Origin of the sequence: Enterococcus sp. 22-H-5-01 (assembly GCF_050310005.1) — a bacterium.
Classification (GTDB): Bacteria; Bacillota; Bacilli; order Lactobacillales; family Enterococcaceae; genus Enterococcus_A; species Enterococcus_A hailinensis.
This window is the reverse complement of the sequence record NZ_CP189993.1, coordinates 1,444,603-1,463,497: the sequence shown is the minus strand read 5'-3', so window position 1 is coordinate 1,463,497 and position 18,895 is coordinate 1,444,603. Positions and strand designations below refer to the sequence as shown.

The window sequence follows — 18,895 nt, the reverse complement described above, 5'->3', positions numbered from 1 at the left end:
TGATGATGGAAAAATTGAGGAGAGAGATCAAAGAATTAGGTGAATCAGGAGCTCATTTACATGCGATCGTTGACTATTTAGTAAATGAGAAAAAAATTATGGGAAGTAAAGCAAATTATATCTTTATGTTAGATATGCAGGATTATATTGCGGCCTTGAATCGTTTGGCTCCCTCAACAATAGAAATGACTGTTGAACCTCATGAAGTAAAACAAATCAATTATTTATTGACTCGCCAGTATGAGTTAATAAAGTTGATTCAAAGAGATATTGAACGAAACATCGATGCAAAAAATATTGATCCAGAGCAATATAACGAAAAACAGCTCAAACGATTAAAAACAATCAATCAATTGTTATTGCAAGATAATTTAGTTTTCCAAGCAATGTTGGATTCAACTAAAATTGGCAGTAATATTCGAGTCGGTCAAAAGAAAACTTGGCTGCAACGCTTGTTTAGAAAATAAAGAGGATGCGTTTAACGCATCCTCTTTATTTTCTATTAGCTAGTCGTTGATAATCGATGCCTCGTGCCTGACACCATTCTTTAGGAGAGCCACTCAAAATAATAGGATTTTTGATTAGTTCGTCTGTTGTGGTTTTGTCGGTCATTAGATATAAACGAGCTAACTGGACTTTCCAATCTTCAATCAGCTCGATCGTTTTATCGACACCGTCACTCATTAATGAATCTAAGATAGTTGCAGAGATCCCGACTGCTTTTGCTCCTAAACAAAGAGCTTTAAAAATATCATATGCATCACGAATTCCGCCGGAAGCAAGGATCGTAAGGTGATCGATAGCTTGTGCTTCAAGTAAAGAGATAACCGTTGATTGTCCCCAATCATCAAGATAGCTCAATTCACGTTTTTTCCTTCGAGCATTTTCAATTTGTGAAAAACTGGTTCCGCCACGCCCTGATACATCGATGGCTTTTACACCATAGCTTTGCAATTGTTGAATCGTTTCTCTGGTCATCCCAAAGCCGACTTCTTTTACGATCACAGGCACGTGTAATTTTTCAATCGATTCTTTGATATTTTTGGGCCAATCATAAAAATCACTGTCGCCTTCAGGCATAACTAATTCTTGCGGGACATTTAAGTGGATCTGCATACCATCTGCATGTAAAAGTTCAACGATTTTTTGAGCATCTTCACTGGTACGGCCAGCGCCCATATTCGCTAGCAACAGGCCATTGGGATTGACCTCGCGGATAACGGTATAAGAATCAGCGACGCTAGGATCTTTTAAGGCTGCACTGACAGAGCCGGTCGCCATCATCAAATTTGTTTCCCGTGCGATGATCGCTAAATCATGGTTGATCTTTTTGGTTTTTTCACTTCCACCTGTCATGGCATTGATATAAAACGGAGCAGCTAATTTTAAACCAAGAATTTCAGTGCTCAAGTCGATAGAATCAGACTTTGTTTTAACCAAAGAAGAATGAATCAGGCGTACAGCATCAAAATCATTTTCTTTTTGTTTATGGTGAAAGGCCCGAGCTAATGAGATATGTTCGTCTTTACGATTCATAGTGATCCTCCGTTAAGTGATAAACATGTAGAGGTAATGGGGTAATACCAGCCTTTTCCCATGAGCTCATCAAAGGTAAGATGCCAGCCCGCTTATCGACGATTACGATACCGCAGTCGCCACCGCCAGCACCAGAAGATTTTGCTGCGCCGCCATATTTTTCCGCTAAGTCGTTTAGTCTTTTTAGTTCCTCAGTTTCGATTGAGACGTTGCTGAGGCTCGTTAGTTGATTAAGTAATGTACGATTTTTTCGAATCATTGATTGAATTAATGACACATCATTTTGTTTGAATCCTAGAATCATTTGGTCCACACAGTCTTTGCTATCGGTCAAAAACTGTTCGTAAGAAGTTTTCTTCTCATCCCTAGATTGATGAACTTGATCAACTAAATCCGAAGTAGAAGCAGGACTTCCAGTCCAACCAATCAACAAACGTAAATCTTCAGGGACTTTTAGTGGTTCGATATTTAAATTTGGCCAGTCGTAAGCGATCAAGTCTGTTAATTTCTCGTTAGCTAACTTACTTAAGACCCAATCATGATCGAAAGTTGAAAAAGCTAGCCAGCCGCCATAGCAACTAGCTGCGATATCTCCGCATGAACCGTTTCCTTGGACATTTAAATGGGCTAACGTCGCTAATTTAAATAGCTCTAATTGTGATAAGTTCAGTTCGTAAAAGGCGTTTAATGCTTTAACAGTTGCGACGGTCACGGCACCGCTAGAACCTAAACCGTATTTACGTCCATTTGAATTATCTAATTCACTCGTAACTTTTAAATCAAAGAAGGCTAATTTTTTGCCTTTTTCTTGAGCGAATTTTTCAGTGAAATGGATGGCAGCTAAAATATAATGAAAAGGATTGTCACGAATATCCAAAACGAGTTCATTATTACGTCGAGTCCAACGTACAGGCAAATCACTATATTGGGTCGATTGGATACTGCCGCTTTTTTTAGCCGGTTCGATCGTTACCGTAATGAATTGATCAATGGCGACAATGATGGCAGGATGTCCAGGTTCGACCACCGCATACTCGCCGGCAATATATAGTTTTCCTGGTGCAGATACTTCGATCATTTATGCTTCCTCCATTGATAAAATTTCAATACTTGGTCCTGCATGAGCGACAATCAATTGAGTTGGATCAAAATGTTTAGCTAACTCATCAAGAACTTTTTCTTCATTTTTGCGCTCAACTAAAACTTTGACGTTAGGCCCAGCATCCATTGTGAAATAGCAAGAAACACCGGTTGTTCTTAGTTGACGAACAAGATTCATTGCCTTCATACTTTCAGCTGACCAATATGTAAAAGGAGGTGTAGCGGCTAATGTAGTGCCATGCATTTTTAGCGCACTTGCTTCAGTCACTTCGCCTAGAGCCGTAAAATCTTTTGCTGCAATCGCAGCTTTGGCTTTAGCCAAGTCTTTCGGAACACTTTGCAGCCAGCCATCATAAAATGAAGAAGTTTCAACTGTTCGTTGCATGCCATCGCGGCTAGAAACATCTTTCTTTGCATCATTAACTACAATAAAAATCATACTTAAATCTTGTTCGAAATCGTTACTAATGATTTTGGTTGCATAAGAAGTCTCGTCGGAATTTCCTTTTTCCCATTCGGCAAAACCGCCATAAACACTACGAGAGGCAGAGCCCGAACCTCGGCGTGCTAGACGAGATAGTGCGATCGGCGACAAATCTAAATTCAAAGCAGCACTAACTGCTCCAGCCAAAGCTGCCAATCCGCTAGCGGAAGAGGCCAGTCCTGCTGCAGTAGGAACAAAATTTTGACTTTTAACGACAGCGAATAAGGTACAATCGGCTTTTTTTCTGGCTAAATCAAGAAAGCGACTTATTTTGATAGTCGCTTTCGAATCTTGTAATTGATTGTCTAAATAAAATTGGTCTTCCGTGAATTCAGTTGAAAAAGTGACTGTTGTTTCGGTATAAAAAGCATCTAATGTTAAAGATAGACTGTTATTCATTGGTAAAATTAATTCTTGATTTTTTTTACCCCAATATTTAATTAAGGCAATATTCGTATAAGCTTTCGCTTTCCCGCTAAACATGTGCATACACACCTAACCCTTCAATCCATGTATTGCGCGCCCCGGCATCTAATAGTGTTTGCTGTAGTTGCCGTCCGCTCGTTTCATTTTCTGCTAAGGCGATCATGCAGCCCCCACGGCCGCCGCCTGTTAATTTTGCTCCTAAAGCTTCATGTTTTAAAGCCGTTTCGATCAAATGATCTAAATGGCGATTGCTTGTACCTAATAAACGTAGTAAGCCTTGTGCTTGATTCATACAATCTCCTAAAATATGCGGCTGATTTTTTAGAATCGCTTGTTGTGCTTGTTGTGTCAATCGCCCTAGAGATTTGATTTGTTTCGCTGTTTCGCGAGGTCTTAACTCCCTTAATTTTGCGATGTCGCGAACAGCTTTACGTGTTTGTCCTTTGATACCTGTATCGGCAACAACTAAAAAAGCGTCCATATTCAATTGGAAAGGCTGGAAACCAATTTCTTTTTGATAACGAATTGGTTCAGTTCCACTGATGGTTGTAGCATCAATCCCGCTTGGATTACCGTGTGCGACTGCTTCTGCTTGGTTCACGAAATATAAAACATTCTCTTGGGTCGCAGGCTCTTCCATCCAGTCGAAAACCGCCCGCGTGATTGCAACAGCTACTGCAGCACTGGAGCCCATTCCGCGTTCTGCAGGAATGGAGCTTTCAATCTTTAAGTAAAAAGGTTCTGGAATTTTAAAATGCTTAACCAAATACCAAAGTAAAATAGTAACGTTGCGCATCGTAGTAGGTGCTTCGCTGAGCGGTCCGTGGAAGAAACTAGACTCAATCCATGATTCAAGTTTGTTTTTACGAATCGTTGCTTGAATACCTGTCCCTGAAAAAGGGAACGCAATTGCAGGCTCGCCATATACAACAGAATGCTCGCCCATTAATATAATTTTCCCACTGGCATAACCCGTGCTGATCGATTTCATTAAAAAAACTCCTAATTCATTTTAGAGTAGTTATCTCACATAAAATAAGTCTGCTTCTAGAAAGAGGTGTAGCAAGATACTTTTTTATGTAGGGGTATGGTTTTTATTTGATTTAAGTTAAATAGCTTTTATAAAAAATAATACATTTTGTTTATTTAACTTGTAAATAGGAATGCTTTTCTATCATTCTTATTATATCGGAATTATCAAATTTAGTCTCTTTCCATTTTACTCACAGTCTTGCGACAAGTAAACGAAACCGCTGAAAAGTTTTCGATAATCCTCATATTTTTAAACATTCTTTAGAAGCAGAGATAATTATTTCTTTGTATTTTTCATTTGACTACACCATATATTGGGGGTATATTTGTTGAGTTGAGAATTATGCACCATATTTTGTATGAAGTGAGTTGGAGGTTTATGAGCGTGATTGTACTAGCAGGAACCATCGGAGCAGGGAAATCCAGTTTGACAGAAATGTTATCTGAGCATTTGGGGAGTCAAGCTTTTTATGAATCAATTGAAGATAATGAAGTATTGCCATTGTTTTATGCAGATCCAGAGCAGTATGCCTTTTTATTGCAGATTTACTTTTTAAATAAACGGTTTGATAGCATCAAAAAAGCGATGCAAGATGACAATAATGTCTTGGATCGTTCGATCTATGAAGATTCTTTATTGTTCCATTTAAATGCGGACTTAGGTCGAGCAACTGAAACTGAAGTAAAAGTTTATGATGAATTATTAGCAAATATGATGCAAGAGTTGCCTTATGCCGCTCAGAAGAAACATCCAGATTTATTAGTCCACATTCGCGTTTCTTTTGAAACGATGATGGAAAGAATCCAAAAACGCGGTCGTGAATATGAACAATTGGAATTTGACCCGACATTATATGATTATTATAAAGAATTGAATCGTCGTTATGATCAATGGTATGAAGACTATAATGAAAGTCCTAAAATTCAAATCGATGGCGACCAATTGAACTTTGTCGATGATCTTACAGCTCGTGAAGAAGTCATTCGCATGATCGATGAAAAAATTTTAGAAGTTCAAGCTGTACCAGCAGAATAAGTCAAAGCACGCAAAGAAAATTGCGTGCTTTTTTGTGTCATTCAAAGCGTGGATAGGAGCAACCAAAGATCGATTTTGGTATACTAAAAATTGATGAAGGAAAGTGGAGGAGCACAAAAATGGACAGTAGCCAAACATTTAATCAAGATCTTAGTTCATGGATCAATGTAGATAGTACCCAATCTCATGAAGTAAAAAAATTGAAAGAACGTTATTCCATTAGTGATGAAATGCTGACCTATGCTTTGGATAAAAATGAACGAGCACGGGTTGAATATGATCCGACAGAAAAAGCATTATTGTTGATTTTTAAAGTTCCGAATCTGCTGAAAAAAGACAATCATTATGAGACAAGTCCGATGGCTTTTATCTTAAAAGACCAGCGTTTTTTTTCTTTTGTCAATGAACGAACGATGTATGTTGAAAATATCATTGAACGTTTATTGAACGACGAACCAAATCAAAGTGCAGCTAGTTTGCTTTTTCATACTTTGTTTTTGATTTCCGATTATTATTTTCCTTTAGTAGAAGAAGTAGATAGCCAGCGGATCCAACTGAATAAAAAATTAAGAGAAAAAACGACGAATAAAAATTTATTAGCTCTTTCTGATTTAGAAATCGGCTTAGTCTATTTAGTGACTGCTACTAAGCAAAATGCTGTTCTTTTAGAACAGATCAAGGCACAGTCAATTTTTTCTAGTTTTACAGAACAAGAAAAAGAAGAACTCGACGATGCATTGATCGAAGCAAAGCAAGCTGTTGAGATGACGAAATTATCCAGTGAGATATTGGATCAATTATCAGGAACGTATAATAATCTTCTGAATAATAACTTGAATGATACGATGAAAATATTGACGATCTGGTCGTTATTGTTAACGATTCCCACGATCGTAACAGGTTTTTTCGGGATGAATATGCCATTACCTTTTACGCATTCAGAAGTAGGGTGGATCATTTCTTTAGTAATCAGTTTAGGATTATCGATCTGGCTGATTTTGGTATTATGGCGCCGAATACGATAAAAAGTCTGAGACAAAAGTATTTATACTCGTGTCTCAGACTTTTTTTTATAAAATAAATTTTTCGATGACTTCGGCAACTGCGCTGTTTTCGTGATCCGCAATTGTAGTATATTGAGCAGCTTTTTTGATTTCAGGAATCGCATTTGCCACAGCAACACCTAAAGCAGCTGTTTGGATCATTGAAAGATCGTTAGTATTATCTCCGATAGCAATTGTTTCATCCATGGGAATCGCTAAATGAGCGGCTAAACTTTCTAAAGCCGTCCCTTTATTGACACCTTTCGGATTAAATTCGATATAACGATTCGATGAATAACTAATTTCTAAGGCTTCATGAAGTTCAGTCGGCATGTCTTGTTCGATTTTTTCCAGATAGTGACGATCTAAGTTTTGGAACAAGGCTTTATAACACGTTTGTTTTTCCAAAAAGGAAAAATCATCGTCCGTTCGTTTTTCATGAGGAATCGTTGAAAGATAGGCATCTTCATTCGGATTGCTATGATACACATAGGTTTGTTCAAACGTATAAAGATGGATCGCAACATCATACTTAGAGCCAAATTCAAATAACTGAGCTAAAAGCTCAAATGACATCGGAGATTCTTTAATGATCGTGGGTCCTTGACTTTCGACGACCACGCCGCCATTGAAGCCGATCATATAATGATTTGCTTTATCGACAGCATCTAATTCTATTAAAGTCTGCTTGATTGAATGAAAGCCGCGGCCAGTTGCAGGAGCAAAAGTAGTACCTTTGACTTCTGCTTGTTTGATTATTTCTTGAGTTTTTGAAGAGACGTGTCGCTGTTTGTCTAAAAGTGTTTCATCTAAATCACATGCAATCAATCGGTACATAGGTGTACCTCCTTAAATTTTCTACTTACATTATAGCAAAAATGAAAAATAGCCACTTGCTTTTTGACTGGCGATTTTTGAAAAAGTAAATAAAATAGATTGACAAAATAGATAAATAAAGATACACTGTTAAAGTTGAGAAATGAAAGCAGAAGCACCCGCTTCTCGCCTTACGCGAATATCTCGCTGGGCTAGATAGTTAATGACTGATCTTTTCGATGAGTCGGACTACGTGCGGGTTCGTAAAGAACTCGTTTTTTTATTCGCTTTTTTTCTCTCAAAAATTTTGGAGGTGAATGACCATAGCAAAGGATATGATGGTTAACGACGGCATTCGTGCACGAGAAGTACGTTTGATCGGACAAGACGGCGAACAATTAGGTGTTGTAGCGAAAGTAGAAGCTCTAAAAATAGCCGAACAAGCAAATCTTGATGTAGTTTTAGTCGCTCCAGGTGCGAAACCACCAGTAGCACGTATTATGGATTACGGAAAGTATCGCTTCGAACAACAGAAAAAAGAACGTGAAGCACGTAAGAAACAAAAAGTGATCAACGTTAAAGAAGTTCGTTTGAGTCCAACGATCGATGTGAATGACTTTAACACAAAACTTCGTAATGCGCGTAAATTCCTAGAAAAAGGCGACAAAGTGAAAGCTTCGATCCGCTTCAAGGGCCGTGCCATTACCCATAAAGATATTGGTCAAAAAGTTCTTGATCGTTTAGCGGAAGAAACTGGCGATATCGCTACAGTTGAACAAAAAGCGAAGATGGACGGACGTAGCATGTTCTTAGTGCTTGCACCGAAAGAAAAGAAAGACTAGCAATAATTTTGAGAATGCATCTTTGACTCTGGTTAAAGAGTATGCGAAATGAAAAGTAGGAGGAATTTTAGTCATGCCAAAACAAAAAACACATCGCGGTTTAGCAAAACGCGTAAAACGTACTGGTAACGGCGGTTTGAAACGTTTCCGCGCCTTTACAAGTCACCGTTTCCACGGAAAAACTAAAAAACAACGTCGTCAATTACGTAAAGCGTCTATGGTATCAAAAGGCGATTACAAACGTATCCGCCAACAATTGGCACGCATGAAATAATTGCGTCACCCGCTTTACAACTTAAAAAATTCAATGATTTATTTATTAGGAGGAATTAAACATGGCACGTGTTAAAGGTGGAACAGTAACTCGTAAACGTCGTAAAAAGACATTAAAACTAGCTAAAGGTTACTACGGTTCTAAACACACTCTATTTAAAACAGCTAAAGAACAAGTAATGAATTCATACAACTACGCATATCGCGATCGTCGTCAAAAGAAACGCGACTTCCGTAAATTATGGATTGCACGTATCAACGCTGCAGCTCGTATGAACGACTTAAGCTACTCAAAATTAATGCATGGTCTTAAACTTGCCGGTATCGAAATCAACCGCAAAATGTTAGCTGATTTAGCAGTTAACGATGCAGCTGCTTTCACTGCACTAGCTGACCAAGCTAAAGATTCATTAAGCAAATAATTGTTGTTTGACAACAATCGAGCCTCACTCAATCGAGTGAGGCTTTTTTTGTGAAAAAGTAAAAGAAGAAAGTGTAGCTATACTTTTCAACTAGCAAGCATATTAAAGGCTACATCCAAGCTTTTGTGCTAGGATAAATACATAAGCAAAGTAAAGAAGAGGGAGGGAAAACGATGCATTTATTATGGTCGATCATCATTGGCGCTGTGATTGGAGCAATTGCCGGAGCTATCACGAATAAAGGTGATTCAATGGGTTGGATCAGCAATATCATCGCTGGTTTAGTCGGTTCTTTTATTGGTCAAGCGTTACTTGGTTCTTGGGGACCTAGTTTGGCTGGGATGGCATTGATCCCTTCGATTATTGGTGCAATTATCTTAGTAGCAGTTGTTTCTTATTTTATGAGTCGCAAAAAATCATAGGAGGTCTTTTAGCATGAAAACACTTTTTAAATTTATGGTTGCTAGTACTTTAGTGGTAGGTGGCGTTTTAGTAGCAGGAACAATTTTTACAACAAAAAAAATTGACAAATATGGTGATGATCTGCAAGATTTTCTTCATTAATAAAAAGGATGTATCTGAAAAGATACATCCTTTTTTTTGTTTTACTAGGCAATAATTTCAGATGCCGCTGAAATTATCGACCTCCTCTTTAAAGTTATCGCTGTTATTCTTAATACAGCAAAAGAAATGGGGAATACATATGAAGTGGTATACTTTTTCGATAAATGATATCAAGCAAAAATTAAAAACAGACGAATCAGGTTTGGCAAAGGTAGAACGCCAAAACCGTTTGAAACAAAATGGTCCAAATGAAATGACTCAAAAAGAGCAAGCAAAATTATGGCAAAAAATCGCGAAACATTTTACTGATTTATTAATGCTTGTCTTGATCGGTGCAGCACTGTTAAAATTTGCGACCGGGGAAGTAGTCGAAGGAAGTATTATTCTTTTAGTCGTAATCGTAAATGGTTTAGTCGGATATTGGCAGGAAAGAAAAGCGGAAGAATCTTTGGATGGGTTGAAACAAATGATGGGTCAAGAGGCGACGGCCTTGATCGAGAGCCAGCCTGTAAATGTTGCCTCAGAAGAATTGGTCCAAGGGGATATCGTCTTATTAAAAGCAGGTGATGTTGTACCAGCTGATTTGCGTCTGATTGAGGTTCATGACCTAACTATTGAAGAGGCCATTTTGACAGGTGAATCGGAACCCGTTGAAAAAACAAATGCAAAGATTGAAGGGGATGCTTTAGCTGGAGATCAATTAAATATGGCATTTTCTGGAACATTGGTTCAAACGGGAACAGCTAGGGGACTAGTTGTAGAAACCGGGGATGCAACAGAGATTGGTCAAATTAATCAAGCCTTGCAATCCGTTCAAGCGCAAACCACACCGTTAGTAAAAAAAATGCATCAATTAAATAAGCAAATTTTTCGCGGTATTCTTGCACTGATCGTATTTTTATTGTTCTTTACTAGTTTTAGGTACGGAATGGATTGGAGTTTATTATTCTCTGCAAGTATCGCCTTGATCGTTTCGATGATTCCAGAAGGCTTGCCAGCAGTCATGACAATGATCCTTTCAATGGGTGTAAAAGAAATGGCCGGAGAAAATGCTATCATCAAGGGGATGCCTACCGTTGAAACGTTGGGGTCAATGACGGTGATTTGTTCGGATAAGACGGGAACACTGACAAAAAATGAGATGACCGTTACGGATGTTATAACAGAAGATTCAGTCATGATAAAAGAAATTATGAATAATTGCCAAGAGTTGAAGACTAAAAATGAGCAATCGATTGAAGAAATTCAAGGGAATCCAACTGAGCGGGCTTTGTTAACCTATGTTTCTGAAGAAAAAATGGAATTAAAACCTATTTTAGCAAAAATTCCATTCAGTTCTTCCTATAAATATATGGCCACACTTCATGAAACAGCGAAGCGCCACATTATTTTTGTTAAAGGTGCACCAGAAGTTTTATTAGCTAAAGCTCAGCTGACTAAAGAAGACAATCAAGCGTGGCAAGAACAAGGATTATCTCTTGCACGAAAAGGCCAACGTGTTTTAGGTTTTGCGTATAAAGAAGTTTCATCAGCTGAATTGACCCATGAAGACTTAAATGACCTAACGTTTGTTGGAATGGCAGGGATTATTGATCCGCCGAAAGAAAGTGCCATTAAAGCGGTTGCCCAAGCTCAACAAGCAGGAATATCAGTTAAAATGATTACTGGTGATCATAAGGCAACTGCTCAAGCGATAAGTGAACAAATCGGATTGAAGCATACTTCGAAAGTGTTAGAAGGAATCGATATTGATCTATTATCTGATGAAGAATTATCTACTGTAGTTGATAAGGTCGATGTTTTTGCTAGGACTACACCAGAACATAAATTACGAATCGTTACAGCTTTGCAGAAAAAAGAAGAAATCGTGGGGATGACAGGTGACGGTGTAAATGATGCACCGGCTTTAAAACAAGCAGACGTCGGTATCGCGATGGGAATCAAAGGAAGTGAAGTAAGTAAACAAGCAGCGGACATGGTATTAGCAGATGATAATTTTTATACGATCGTCAACGCTGTCAAAGAAGGTCGTCGTATTTTTGATAATCTTCAAAAAACGATTAATTTCTTCTTACCGACTGCGTTAGCCCAAGGACTGATCGTTATCGTAGCTTTATTGATGAATCGTCCTTTGCCGTTAACACCGATTCAGATTCTTTGGGTCAATATGGTAACGACCATTACCTTATCCTACGCACTAGGTTTTGAAAAAGTTAGTGAAGATGCCATGAATCGACCACCAAGAGATACTAAAGCGGGAATTTTATCTGGATATAATTTCTTCCGGATCATTTATGTTTCTTTATTGATCATGGTACCAGCTTACTTGTTGGCAATGCGTTTTGACGGAAGTGATTTACAGCAGACGATTCTTTTACAAAGTATTGTTTTAGGGCAAGCTGTTTATATGATCAATTGCCGTGAGTTAGTCGATCCCGCAATCAATCGCCGATTCTTTGAAAATAAATTATTGTTTATTTCTTTAGGAATCTTGTTAGTCTTACAACTAACAGTGATTTTTCTTCCGCTAGCACAACAATTGATCGGGACAACGGCTCTGACAGTCGGTCAGCAACTAGTGATCATGGGTAATGCCACGCTATTGTTCTTAGTTGTTGAAATTGAAAAGAGACTCAGTAAAACAATTATTCAAAGAAAAGCAAAATCAGCTAGTCAATGCATGAATGACTAACTGACAAGTTATAAATAGCTGTTAGATGTGAGTTCAGTCAATTGACTGAGCTCATTTTTTGTCGGCAATGTGGATAAATAAACTACAGGAAGTGGCGGAGTATCTAAAGGGATATTAGAAATAATAAATGCTCCTGACTCAGGAATTAACTTTTTTAATTGCGATAGTTCGATCGAAAGCAACTGGATACGATTTCCTAATAAGTCAGTAAGTTCCTGTTGTAAAAAATTTTTCCAAGCAGGTTCGCTTTGAAAAATAAAATAGCCTGTCTTCGTGTACGCACGAACTGAAACAATTGCTTGTTGAGTCAGTAGCGAGAATAAATTAATGAAATACGTCGTATCTTCACTACTGGAAAATTGAGGTAATTGTTCAAAAAGTTCTAATCCCTTTTGGTATAAAAAGCGATGCTCTTCTTTATGTTGATTGATCAATTCATGGTATTCCAGTTGGAATTGTTTGGAGAGAGCAGGTGACTCGGCATACTTTAATAATAATAACAATAGGTTTTCAGTTAATGAAGTAGCTGTTAATTGTGGCAAATGAAGTTCATCAGCAATGTCTTGAACAGTTTGTTTTGCTTGGTTTAAGAGCTGAGAATAATTAGTAGCTAAGACATCAACGACTTGTTCACCAAATTGATTGTTATAATTCCAACTTTCTAAAAAGCAGAAAAAGGCAAAAAATAGTTCTTCCGTCTGTAAATAAATCCCTTCTTTTTCATATAATTTTTTTAGGGACGATCGATACATCAAAAATAAAGCATCATTTTTTTCAAAAGAGAAGTGATCGATTCGACAGCCCGCTTTACTTCGGATGGTATTAATAAAAAACCAGCAGATACCAAAAATCTGTTCCGATTGAATACGCTGTTCATTCGATAATTCTTTTTCTAAAAAATGCAAATAATGTTCTTCATGAATCGAATAATCTTCAAAAAAATAATTGTTATGAGTGAAAGGTAATAAGAGTCGATGATAAAAAATCCGAATGGCACTTTCATCACCAATCAATCGAGCACGTTTAGTAGTCAGCGAAATTTTTATATTGTAAGAACGCAATTGTTGATTGATCTTTGTTCGCTGTCGTTTGAGTGTCTCGTAAGAAATCCCAGTCTCTGTTAAAAAATGCGTAACATTCAGCTCTTTTGTAAAAAAAAGCTGTTTGATCAATTGCAGACTAACTGAATGAGGCAAAAAAGTTTCCCAAATATCATTCGTCAATGCTTTTTTATGCGGGGTCAATCGGATGCCATTACTATCGGTTTCTAATTCCCATTGTTCGGGCAGATAACTACGGATTAGTTGAAGGTCAGAAAAGATCGTTCGTTCAGTCGTAGCAATTTTCTGAGCCAGCTCTTTAGCTGTCAGTTGTGGATGGTTCAATAGTTGTTCTAAAAGGATGATTTGTCGATAAATATCTTTTTCAGTGATGACTTTTTTAAGTAATGAATACATAAAGAACCTCCTTTAAATTAAGCATACGGAGAAAATATCAGCAGGTCAAGAAACAGTTATTTAGAACGTTTCATTTTTTTAGTGATAATGATTCTTTTTACCAGTAAAATAGTCTATACTTCTATAAGTAGTAAGCGTTTTATCAGAAAGGATGAATGAAATGTTACAACGAAAAATTGGCGGTAGCTATTGGGAAACTTCAGCAGTTGCTTTAGGTATCATGAGAATGGCAGCCTTAACACCAACAAAAGCGGCAGAAATATTAGAAACAGCAATCGAAAGTAAAATAAATTTTATTGATTCAGCAGATATGTATGGTGGCGGAAAATCAGAAGAAATTTTCGGTGCCGCGCTGAAAGAAGCAAATATCACACGTGATCAACTTTATATCCAATCAAAAGGTGGAATCGTCACTGGCGATGAAAAACGTTATGATTTTTCTAAGCAACATTTATTGGACTCTGTTGATGGAATTTTAGAAAGAATGGGAATCGATTATTTAGATAGCTATTTATTACATCGACCAGATCCATTGATGGAACCAGAAGAAATTGCTGAGGCATTTGATCTTTTACAAGCAAGTGGAAAGGTACGTCACTTTGGTGTATCAAACTTCAATCCAGAGCAATTCCAGCTTTTACAATCTCATGTAGATCAAAAATTATTGATTAACCAATTACAGTTTTCGATCATGCACACAGGAATGATCGATTATGGGATGCATACAAATATGACTGACACACGATCTTTTGATCACGATGGAGGGATATTAGAGTTTTCTCGTCGGAAAAAAGTAACGATTCAAGCTTGGTCTCCATTCCAATACGGTTTCTTTGAAGGGGTGTTTGTTGATAATGATAAATTCCCAGAGTTAAATGAGCTGCTAGCTAAGTTAGCTGAAAAATATAATACGAATAAGAATGCCATCGCAACGGCTTGGATTTTACGTCATCCTGCTAATATGCAAGTCATTTTAGGGACGATGAATCCGACACGCATCAAAGAAAGCGCCGCTGGAGCTGATGTTTCGCTAACAAAACAAGAATGGTACGATGTTTATTTTGCGGCTGGAAATGATTTACCATAATGAAAAGCTATATTTAAAGTAAAGGCTCGCTTCGGCGAGCCTTTTTGTTTTGCAATTTATATTATGAATACAAATAAATTATTTAAATAATAATAAATATTCATATTGATTATTTAATATTATTTTCGTTGTATAAATAGTTGATTTACTCTTCTTTAGGAGATACAATCATTATGATTAATTCATTTAAGTTAATTTTTTTATTGTAATATAAAAAAAGAAAGCGGTATAACAAAAATTGAATTGTCAAAAGTCGTAACGTTTGGGAAAGTGAGGAGTAGAAAATGAAGAGAAAGCATTTAGCGGTTTTGTTTGGATTATTATTTAGTCTGGTAGTATATGGAACGGCCGCTGAAAAAGTTTCAGCAGATGAAATAACAGTAAATACGATTGAAGAACTTCAAGATGCCGTGAAAAATGCCCCTGAAGATCGGAAAATATCTGTAGGCAACTTATTTCCTACAGATATTACTGCTACCATCAATTTAGTAGAGTCGCCTTATCAAATAGAAGTTGATGGTAATGGGAGAACGTTAACGTCCACAGGAAAAGAGTTATTTTCCTACAATGGTGGAAGTGGTACAGCCAGTTCAGTTCTTAAGCTTAAAAATTTTGATTTGCAAGGTGTAGGAAAATCTGCTCGCGCGCTAACTATTTCAGGTTATAAAGGCGAATTTATCTTAGAAAACACAAAAGTAGATGACTTTCATTCAAGTAATGACGGGAGTGCGCTTTATACATCGGGAAATACAACGTTGCAAAATTGTACCTTCTCCAATAATACGAATAACGCTTCTGGATATTCTGGCGGAGCCATTGCATCGAAAGGCTACTCTGCTACATTTAAAGCGTACAATACTAAATTTATTGCTAATCAAACATTACAAGCGGGTACTGGTGTTGTAGGTGGTGAAGGCGGAGCGATTTATTTTTTCCAGCCAAGCGCAACTTCAAAATTTATTTTTAAAAATAATTATTTTGAAGGGAACAAAGCAGTTGAGACGATTACTGGAAGTGGCCAAGCCAAGTTGGCAGATGGGGGAGCTATTGCTTTTTTTAATACAGTAACTGGAACAGATATTTTATTTGATGGAAATACGTTTGTAAAAAATATAGCTGGCGATGATGGCGGAGCAATTTTAATCCAAACCAATGATACTATCGATAGTGCTGCAACTTTTAAAAACAATACATTTTATCAAAATAAAGCTTTAGGCCAAGACCTTTCAGCTAATAGTGGCGGGGCAATTCAAATATATGCTAATGGGAGCTGGCTCCAAGGTCGTAAAGCAGTTGTGGATTATATCAATAATAGTTTTATTGAAAATGAAGCAACTTACGATGGAGGTGCCATTGGAAGCTCAGGTTATATGACCAACGTTTCTGCGGGTCGTTATAGTAATAACCTTTTTGTTGGAAACAAATCAAGAACAGCAAGTAGAAATAATATTGCGGATTCAAGTATCGCCGGAGCTGGGAATATTGAAAGCAATGTGGGTTATGATAATGGTAAGTTAAGTTCTGTTACGATGGCTGACGTGTTTGGAACAGCGCCTGTTAGCTTAGTTGATAACTATAATAATATTAAAGCAGGAACCAAGAGCGATGAAATCATTCTTCCGACTATCCCGATCGCTCCAGAAAAACTTGCAGATGATAAAGTAGAAAATCTCCGAGATGTAAATGAAGATCAGCGAGGAATGCCTCGTTCGGTGAAAGCAGACATCGGTTCTATTGAAATTGACTGGATCAAATATGATAGCAATGGTGGGCTCTTTGACTTAGGAACAGCTTTGGCAAAGTATGATGGCTCTAATTATTATGAAGGAACACAACCAGCAATTTATTATCAAGTAGGGTATCAAGGGTTGGATCAGATGATACCGTCAAAAGATTCATTAAAACCAATTCGTGATGGGTATCAATTTGCTGGTTGGTCTAGAGATAAAGATGCAAAAAATCCAGATGAAAATTTAGCCATGGGGCAAACGATTACGATTCCAAAAGGGAATGACACATTATATGCTATCTGGAAAAAATCTGAACCAGTAGCTGTTCACTATATGACTTATGATGCTAACAAGCAGCTTGTTCAAATTAGCCCTGATGAAATATTGACTGGTGAACTTGGTGAAGTTTACCATGCTCCTATTAAACAAATCGACGATTATGTTTTTTCAGGTGTAAAAGAAGGTGATTCAATTTCTGGTGTCTTTAGTGACGATCCAAAAGAAATAACTTTGATCTATACAAAAACAGCGAAAGAAAAAGGAATGGTTGTTGCTCAGTATCAAGACGAGGCAGGAAAACCATTAGCTGGGGATGTCTTTACCAGTGGAGAAGTGGGTGCTGATTATACGACTACACCAAAAGATATTGAGGGATATTCATTAAAAGAAGTAAAAGGAGATGCTAGTGGGAAGTATACAGCTGGTATTATCCAAGTCATTTACGTATATGTTAAAAACCCGATTGGACAAGGCAAAGTCACCGTTCATTACCAGTCAGAAGATCAAACGCCCTTAGGACCAGACGTTGAATTGTCCGGTGATATTGACGAGTCATATACGGTAGAAATCAAGCCTTTTGATGGGTACGTATTAAAGGGAATAGAAGGAAATATCAGCGGAAAATTTACTTTGGAAGATCAAGAAGTGACCGTGATTTATACAAAAAAAGGTGAGAAGCCTATTACAGGCAAAGGTGTCTTGATTGTTGAATACCAAGACGATTCAGGACATCCAATACTGAATAGCGATGTAAGTTTAGATGAAATAGGCAAGCCTTATACCACGACAAAAAAAGAAATTCCTGGTTATTCATTTAAAGAAGTTATAGGGAATGAAACAGGAAACTACGTCGATGGTATTACCAAAGTAACCTATATTTATATTAAGAACGTTGATCCGATAAAAAAAGGGAAAGTAACCATCCATTATCGAGATGAACAAGGAACTAAATTAGCAGAAGATTTTAGCGATGAACAGCCTATTGATACGCCGCTTCCAATGGAACAATTAAATAAGACGATTGAATCTTATACACTTAAAGAAATTACAGGAATGAATAAAGGGGGTCGTTATACAGAAGACCCTCAAGAAATAACTGTGGTTTACGGTAAACAAAGCGGGAAAATAATCATTAGCTATCTAACTGATGAAGGCAAACAGTTAACCCCTCCAATTATTTTGAATGGAGCAATCGGTTCTGATTATCAAACCAAAGATAAAGAAAAAAATTTCGATGGGTATAAATTTAAAGAAGTTGTCGGAAATAAAACAGGAAAATACACTTTGGACCCCCAAATCGTAACCTATATCTATAGTAACAAAGGAACGGTGTCGATTAATTATGTCGATGAATCAGGGAATGAAATTGCTCCGCCAGAACAAAAAACTGGCGTAATTAATCAAAAATATGAAACTACTGCTAGACGTATCACAGGATGGGCCCTTAAAGAAATACCTAAAAATGCTAAAGGGACTTTCTTAGAACAAGATCAAAAGGTTGTGTATACGTATAAAAAAGAAACAGTCACACCTGATAAACCGGATGGTTCTGGAGAAAATAATCAGACGATCATTCCTCAAGGACAGATAAACAACAATATATCAAAACAAGCTTTAAGTAAAACGGAAACAAATAATTCATACGAAAAACCTACTAGTGTTATCAGTAATGAAAAGAATTTACCAAAAACAGGTGAAAAGCAAAAATGGTCATCGATCTTTATGCTATTAGGTATCACATTAATAATTGGAGTAGTGACTATTGTAATAAAAAGAAGAAAAAGTAATTAAGCAAAATAAATATGAAAAGTAATTTTTAGGTTAAAAAGCGATCACCAATGACTAATAAAAGTCAAGGTGATCGTTTTATTTGGTTTACTTCTCAACGTAAATAGGAAAATAAAATCATTGAAAAATTTGTTTAAAAAGACCTATTAATTGTTAAACTAAACAATTTAGCAAAATACATGAAATCTCACTCTCGGAAAATTAATTTTTAATTAGAAAAGATATTTTTTAAGAAATGAATATTACGAATAAAATGAAAGGGATAAAAAATTGTTTGTGATAGAAAT

General features: G+C 36.9%; 17 protein-coding genes and 1 other annotated feature. Of the genes, 11 read left to right on the top strand and 6 right to left on the bottom strand.

Annotated features, from left to right (window positions below):
• Positions 1-2: 2 nt before the first annotated feature.
• On the top strand, positions 3-467 hold the full coding sequence (locus tag ACQKTA_RS07495; RefSeq protein WP_332653629.1) for a hypothetical protein: 465 nt from the start codon (positions 3-5) through the stop codon (positions 465-467).
• 25 nt (positions 468-492) lie between these two features.
• Here the strand turns inward: ACQKTA_RS07495 and fni are convergent, their stop codons facing one another.
• From fni to mvk, 4 genes are read right to left on the bottom strand one after another with little or no spacing between them, the layout of a single operon-like run.
• Entirely contained in the window at positions 493-1,536 is a 1,044-nt protein-coding gene (fni, locus tag ACQKTA_RS07490; protein ID WP_427813330.1) for a type 2 isopentenyl-diphosphate Delta-isomerase, read from the bottom strand.
• Positions 1,526-2,614 (bottom strand): phosphomevalonate kinase, encoded by a 1,089-nt coding sequence (locus ACQKTA_RS07485; RefSeq protein WP_427813329.1) that lies wholly within the window; start codon positions 2,612-2,614, stop codon positions 1,526-1,528. The genes fni and ACQKTA_RS07485 overlap by 11 nt, the downstream gene beginning before the upstream one ends.
• Positions 2,615-3,604, bottom strand: coding sequence for a diphosphomevalonate decarboxylase (mvaD, locus tag ACQKTA_RS07480; protein WP_427813328.1), 990 nt, complete (start codon positions 3,602-3,604; stop codon positions 2,615-2,617). It lies immediately after the preceding gene.
• Positions 3,597-4,538, bottom strand: coding sequence for a mevalonate kinase (gene mvk, locus ACQKTA_RS07475; protein WP_427813327.1), 942 nt, complete (start codon positions 4,536-4,538; stop codon positions 3,597-3,599). Before mvk ends, mvaD begins: the two co-directional genes overlap by 8 nt.
• A 420-nt stretch (positions 4,539-4,958) precedes the next feature.
• Between mvk and ACQKTA_RS07470 the strand changes: the two genes are divergently transcribed.
• Positions 4,959-5,615, top strand: a complete 657-nt coding sequence (locus ACQKTA_RS07470; protein WP_332581004.1) for a deoxynucleoside kinase — start codon at positions 4,959-4,961, stop codon at positions 5,613-5,615.
• Positions 5,616-5,734: 119 nt separating this feature from the next.
• Positions 5,735-6,640 (top strand): magnesium transporter CorA family protein, encoded by a 906-nt coding sequence (locus tag ACQKTA_RS07465; RefSeq protein WP_332581003.1) that lies wholly within the window; start codon positions 5,735-5,737, stop codon positions 6,638-6,640.
• A 45-nt stretch (positions 6,641-6,685) separates the two neighbouring features.
• Here ACQKTA_RS07465 and ACQKTA_RS07460 read toward each other — a convergent pair whose 3' ends face one another.
• Entirely contained in the window at positions 6,686-7,495 is an 810-nt protein-coding gene (locus tag ACQKTA_RS07460) for a Cof-type HAD-IIB family hydrolase (protein ID WP_427813326.1), read from the bottom strand.
• 140 nt (positions 7,496-7,635) lie between these two features.
• Positions 7,636-7,764 (top strand) — a sequence feature (ribosomal protein L20 leader region).
• Between the two features lie 27 nt (positions 7,765-7,791).
• On the opposite strand from ACQKTA_RS07460, the gene infC reads away from it, so the two are divergent.
• From infC to ACQKTA_RS07430, 6 genes are all read left to right on the top strand, one after another.
• A complete protein-coding gene (infC, locus tag ACQKTA_RS07455) occupies positions 7,792-8,316 on the top strand; it encodes a translation initiation factor IF-3 (protein ID WP_071857809.1) in 525 nt (174 codons plus the stop codon).
• A 73-nt stretch (positions 8,317-8,389) separates the two neighbouring features.
• Entirely contained in the window at positions 8,390-8,590 is a 201-nt protein-coding gene (rpmI, locus tag ACQKTA_RS07450) for a 50S ribosomal protein L35 (protein WP_010742869.1), read from the top strand.
• A 61-nt stretch (positions 8,591-8,651) separates the two neighbouring features.
• Positions 8,652-9,011, top strand: coding sequence for a 50S ribosomal protein L20 (gene rplT / locus ACQKTA_RS07445; RefSeq protein ID WP_427813325.1), 360 nt, complete (start codon positions 8,652-8,654; stop codon positions 9,009-9,011).
• 173 nt (positions 9,012-9,184) lie between these two features.
• The gene (locus ACQKTA_RS07440; protein WP_427813324.1) at positions 9,185-9,433 is read left to right on the top strand and encodes a GlsB/YeaQ/YmgE family stress response membrane protein; all 249 of its coding nucleotides are present in this window, start codon (positions 9,185-9,187) and stop codon (positions 9,431-9,433) included.
• Positions 9,434-9,446: 13 nt separating this feature from the next.
• The gene (locus tag ACQKTA_RS07435) at positions 9,447-9,575 is read left to right on the top strand and encodes a hypothetical protein (RefSeq protein ID WP_281246546.1); all 129 of its coding nucleotides are present in this window, start codon (positions 9,447-9,449) and stop codon (positions 9,573-9,575) included.
• A 139-nt stretch (positions 9,576-9,714) separates the two neighbouring features.
• Positions 9,715-12,267: an HAD-IC family P-type ATPase gene (locus tag ACQKTA_RS07430; RefSeq protein ID WP_427813323.1), complete on the top strand. Its 2,553-nt coding sequence runs from the start codon at positions 9,715-9,717 to the stop codon at positions 12,265-12,267.
• Positions 12,268-12,275: 8 nt separating this feature from the next.
• Here the strand turns inward: ACQKTA_RS07430 and ACQKTA_RS07425 are convergent, their stop codons facing one another.
• Positions 12,276-13,724 (bottom strand): helix-turn-helix domain-containing protein, encoded by a 1,449-nt coding sequence (locus ACQKTA_RS07425; protein ID WP_427813322.1) that lies wholly within the window; start codon positions 13,722-13,724, stop codon positions 12,276-12,278.
• Between the two features lie 160 nt (positions 13,725-13,884).
• Here ACQKTA_RS07425 and ACQKTA_RS07420 point away from each other — a divergent pair, with 160 nt between their 5' ends.
• Together ACQKTA_RS07420 and ACQKTA_RS07415 are read left to right on the top strand one after the other, a co-directional pair.
• On the top strand, positions 13,885-14,811 hold the full coding sequence (locus tag ACQKTA_RS07420) for an aldo/keto reductase (protein WP_427813321.1): 927 nt from the start codon (positions 13,885-13,887) through the stop codon (positions 14,809-14,811).
• A 284-nt stretch (positions 14,812-15,095) separates the two neighbouring features.
• Positions 15,096-18,611 (top strand): MucBP domain-containing protein, encoded by a 3,516-nt coding sequence (locus tag ACQKTA_RS07415; RefSeq protein ID WP_427813320.1) that lies wholly within the window; start codon positions 15,096-15,098, stop codon positions 18,609-18,611.
• The last annotated feature ends 284 nt before the right edge of the window (positions 18,612-18,895 follow it).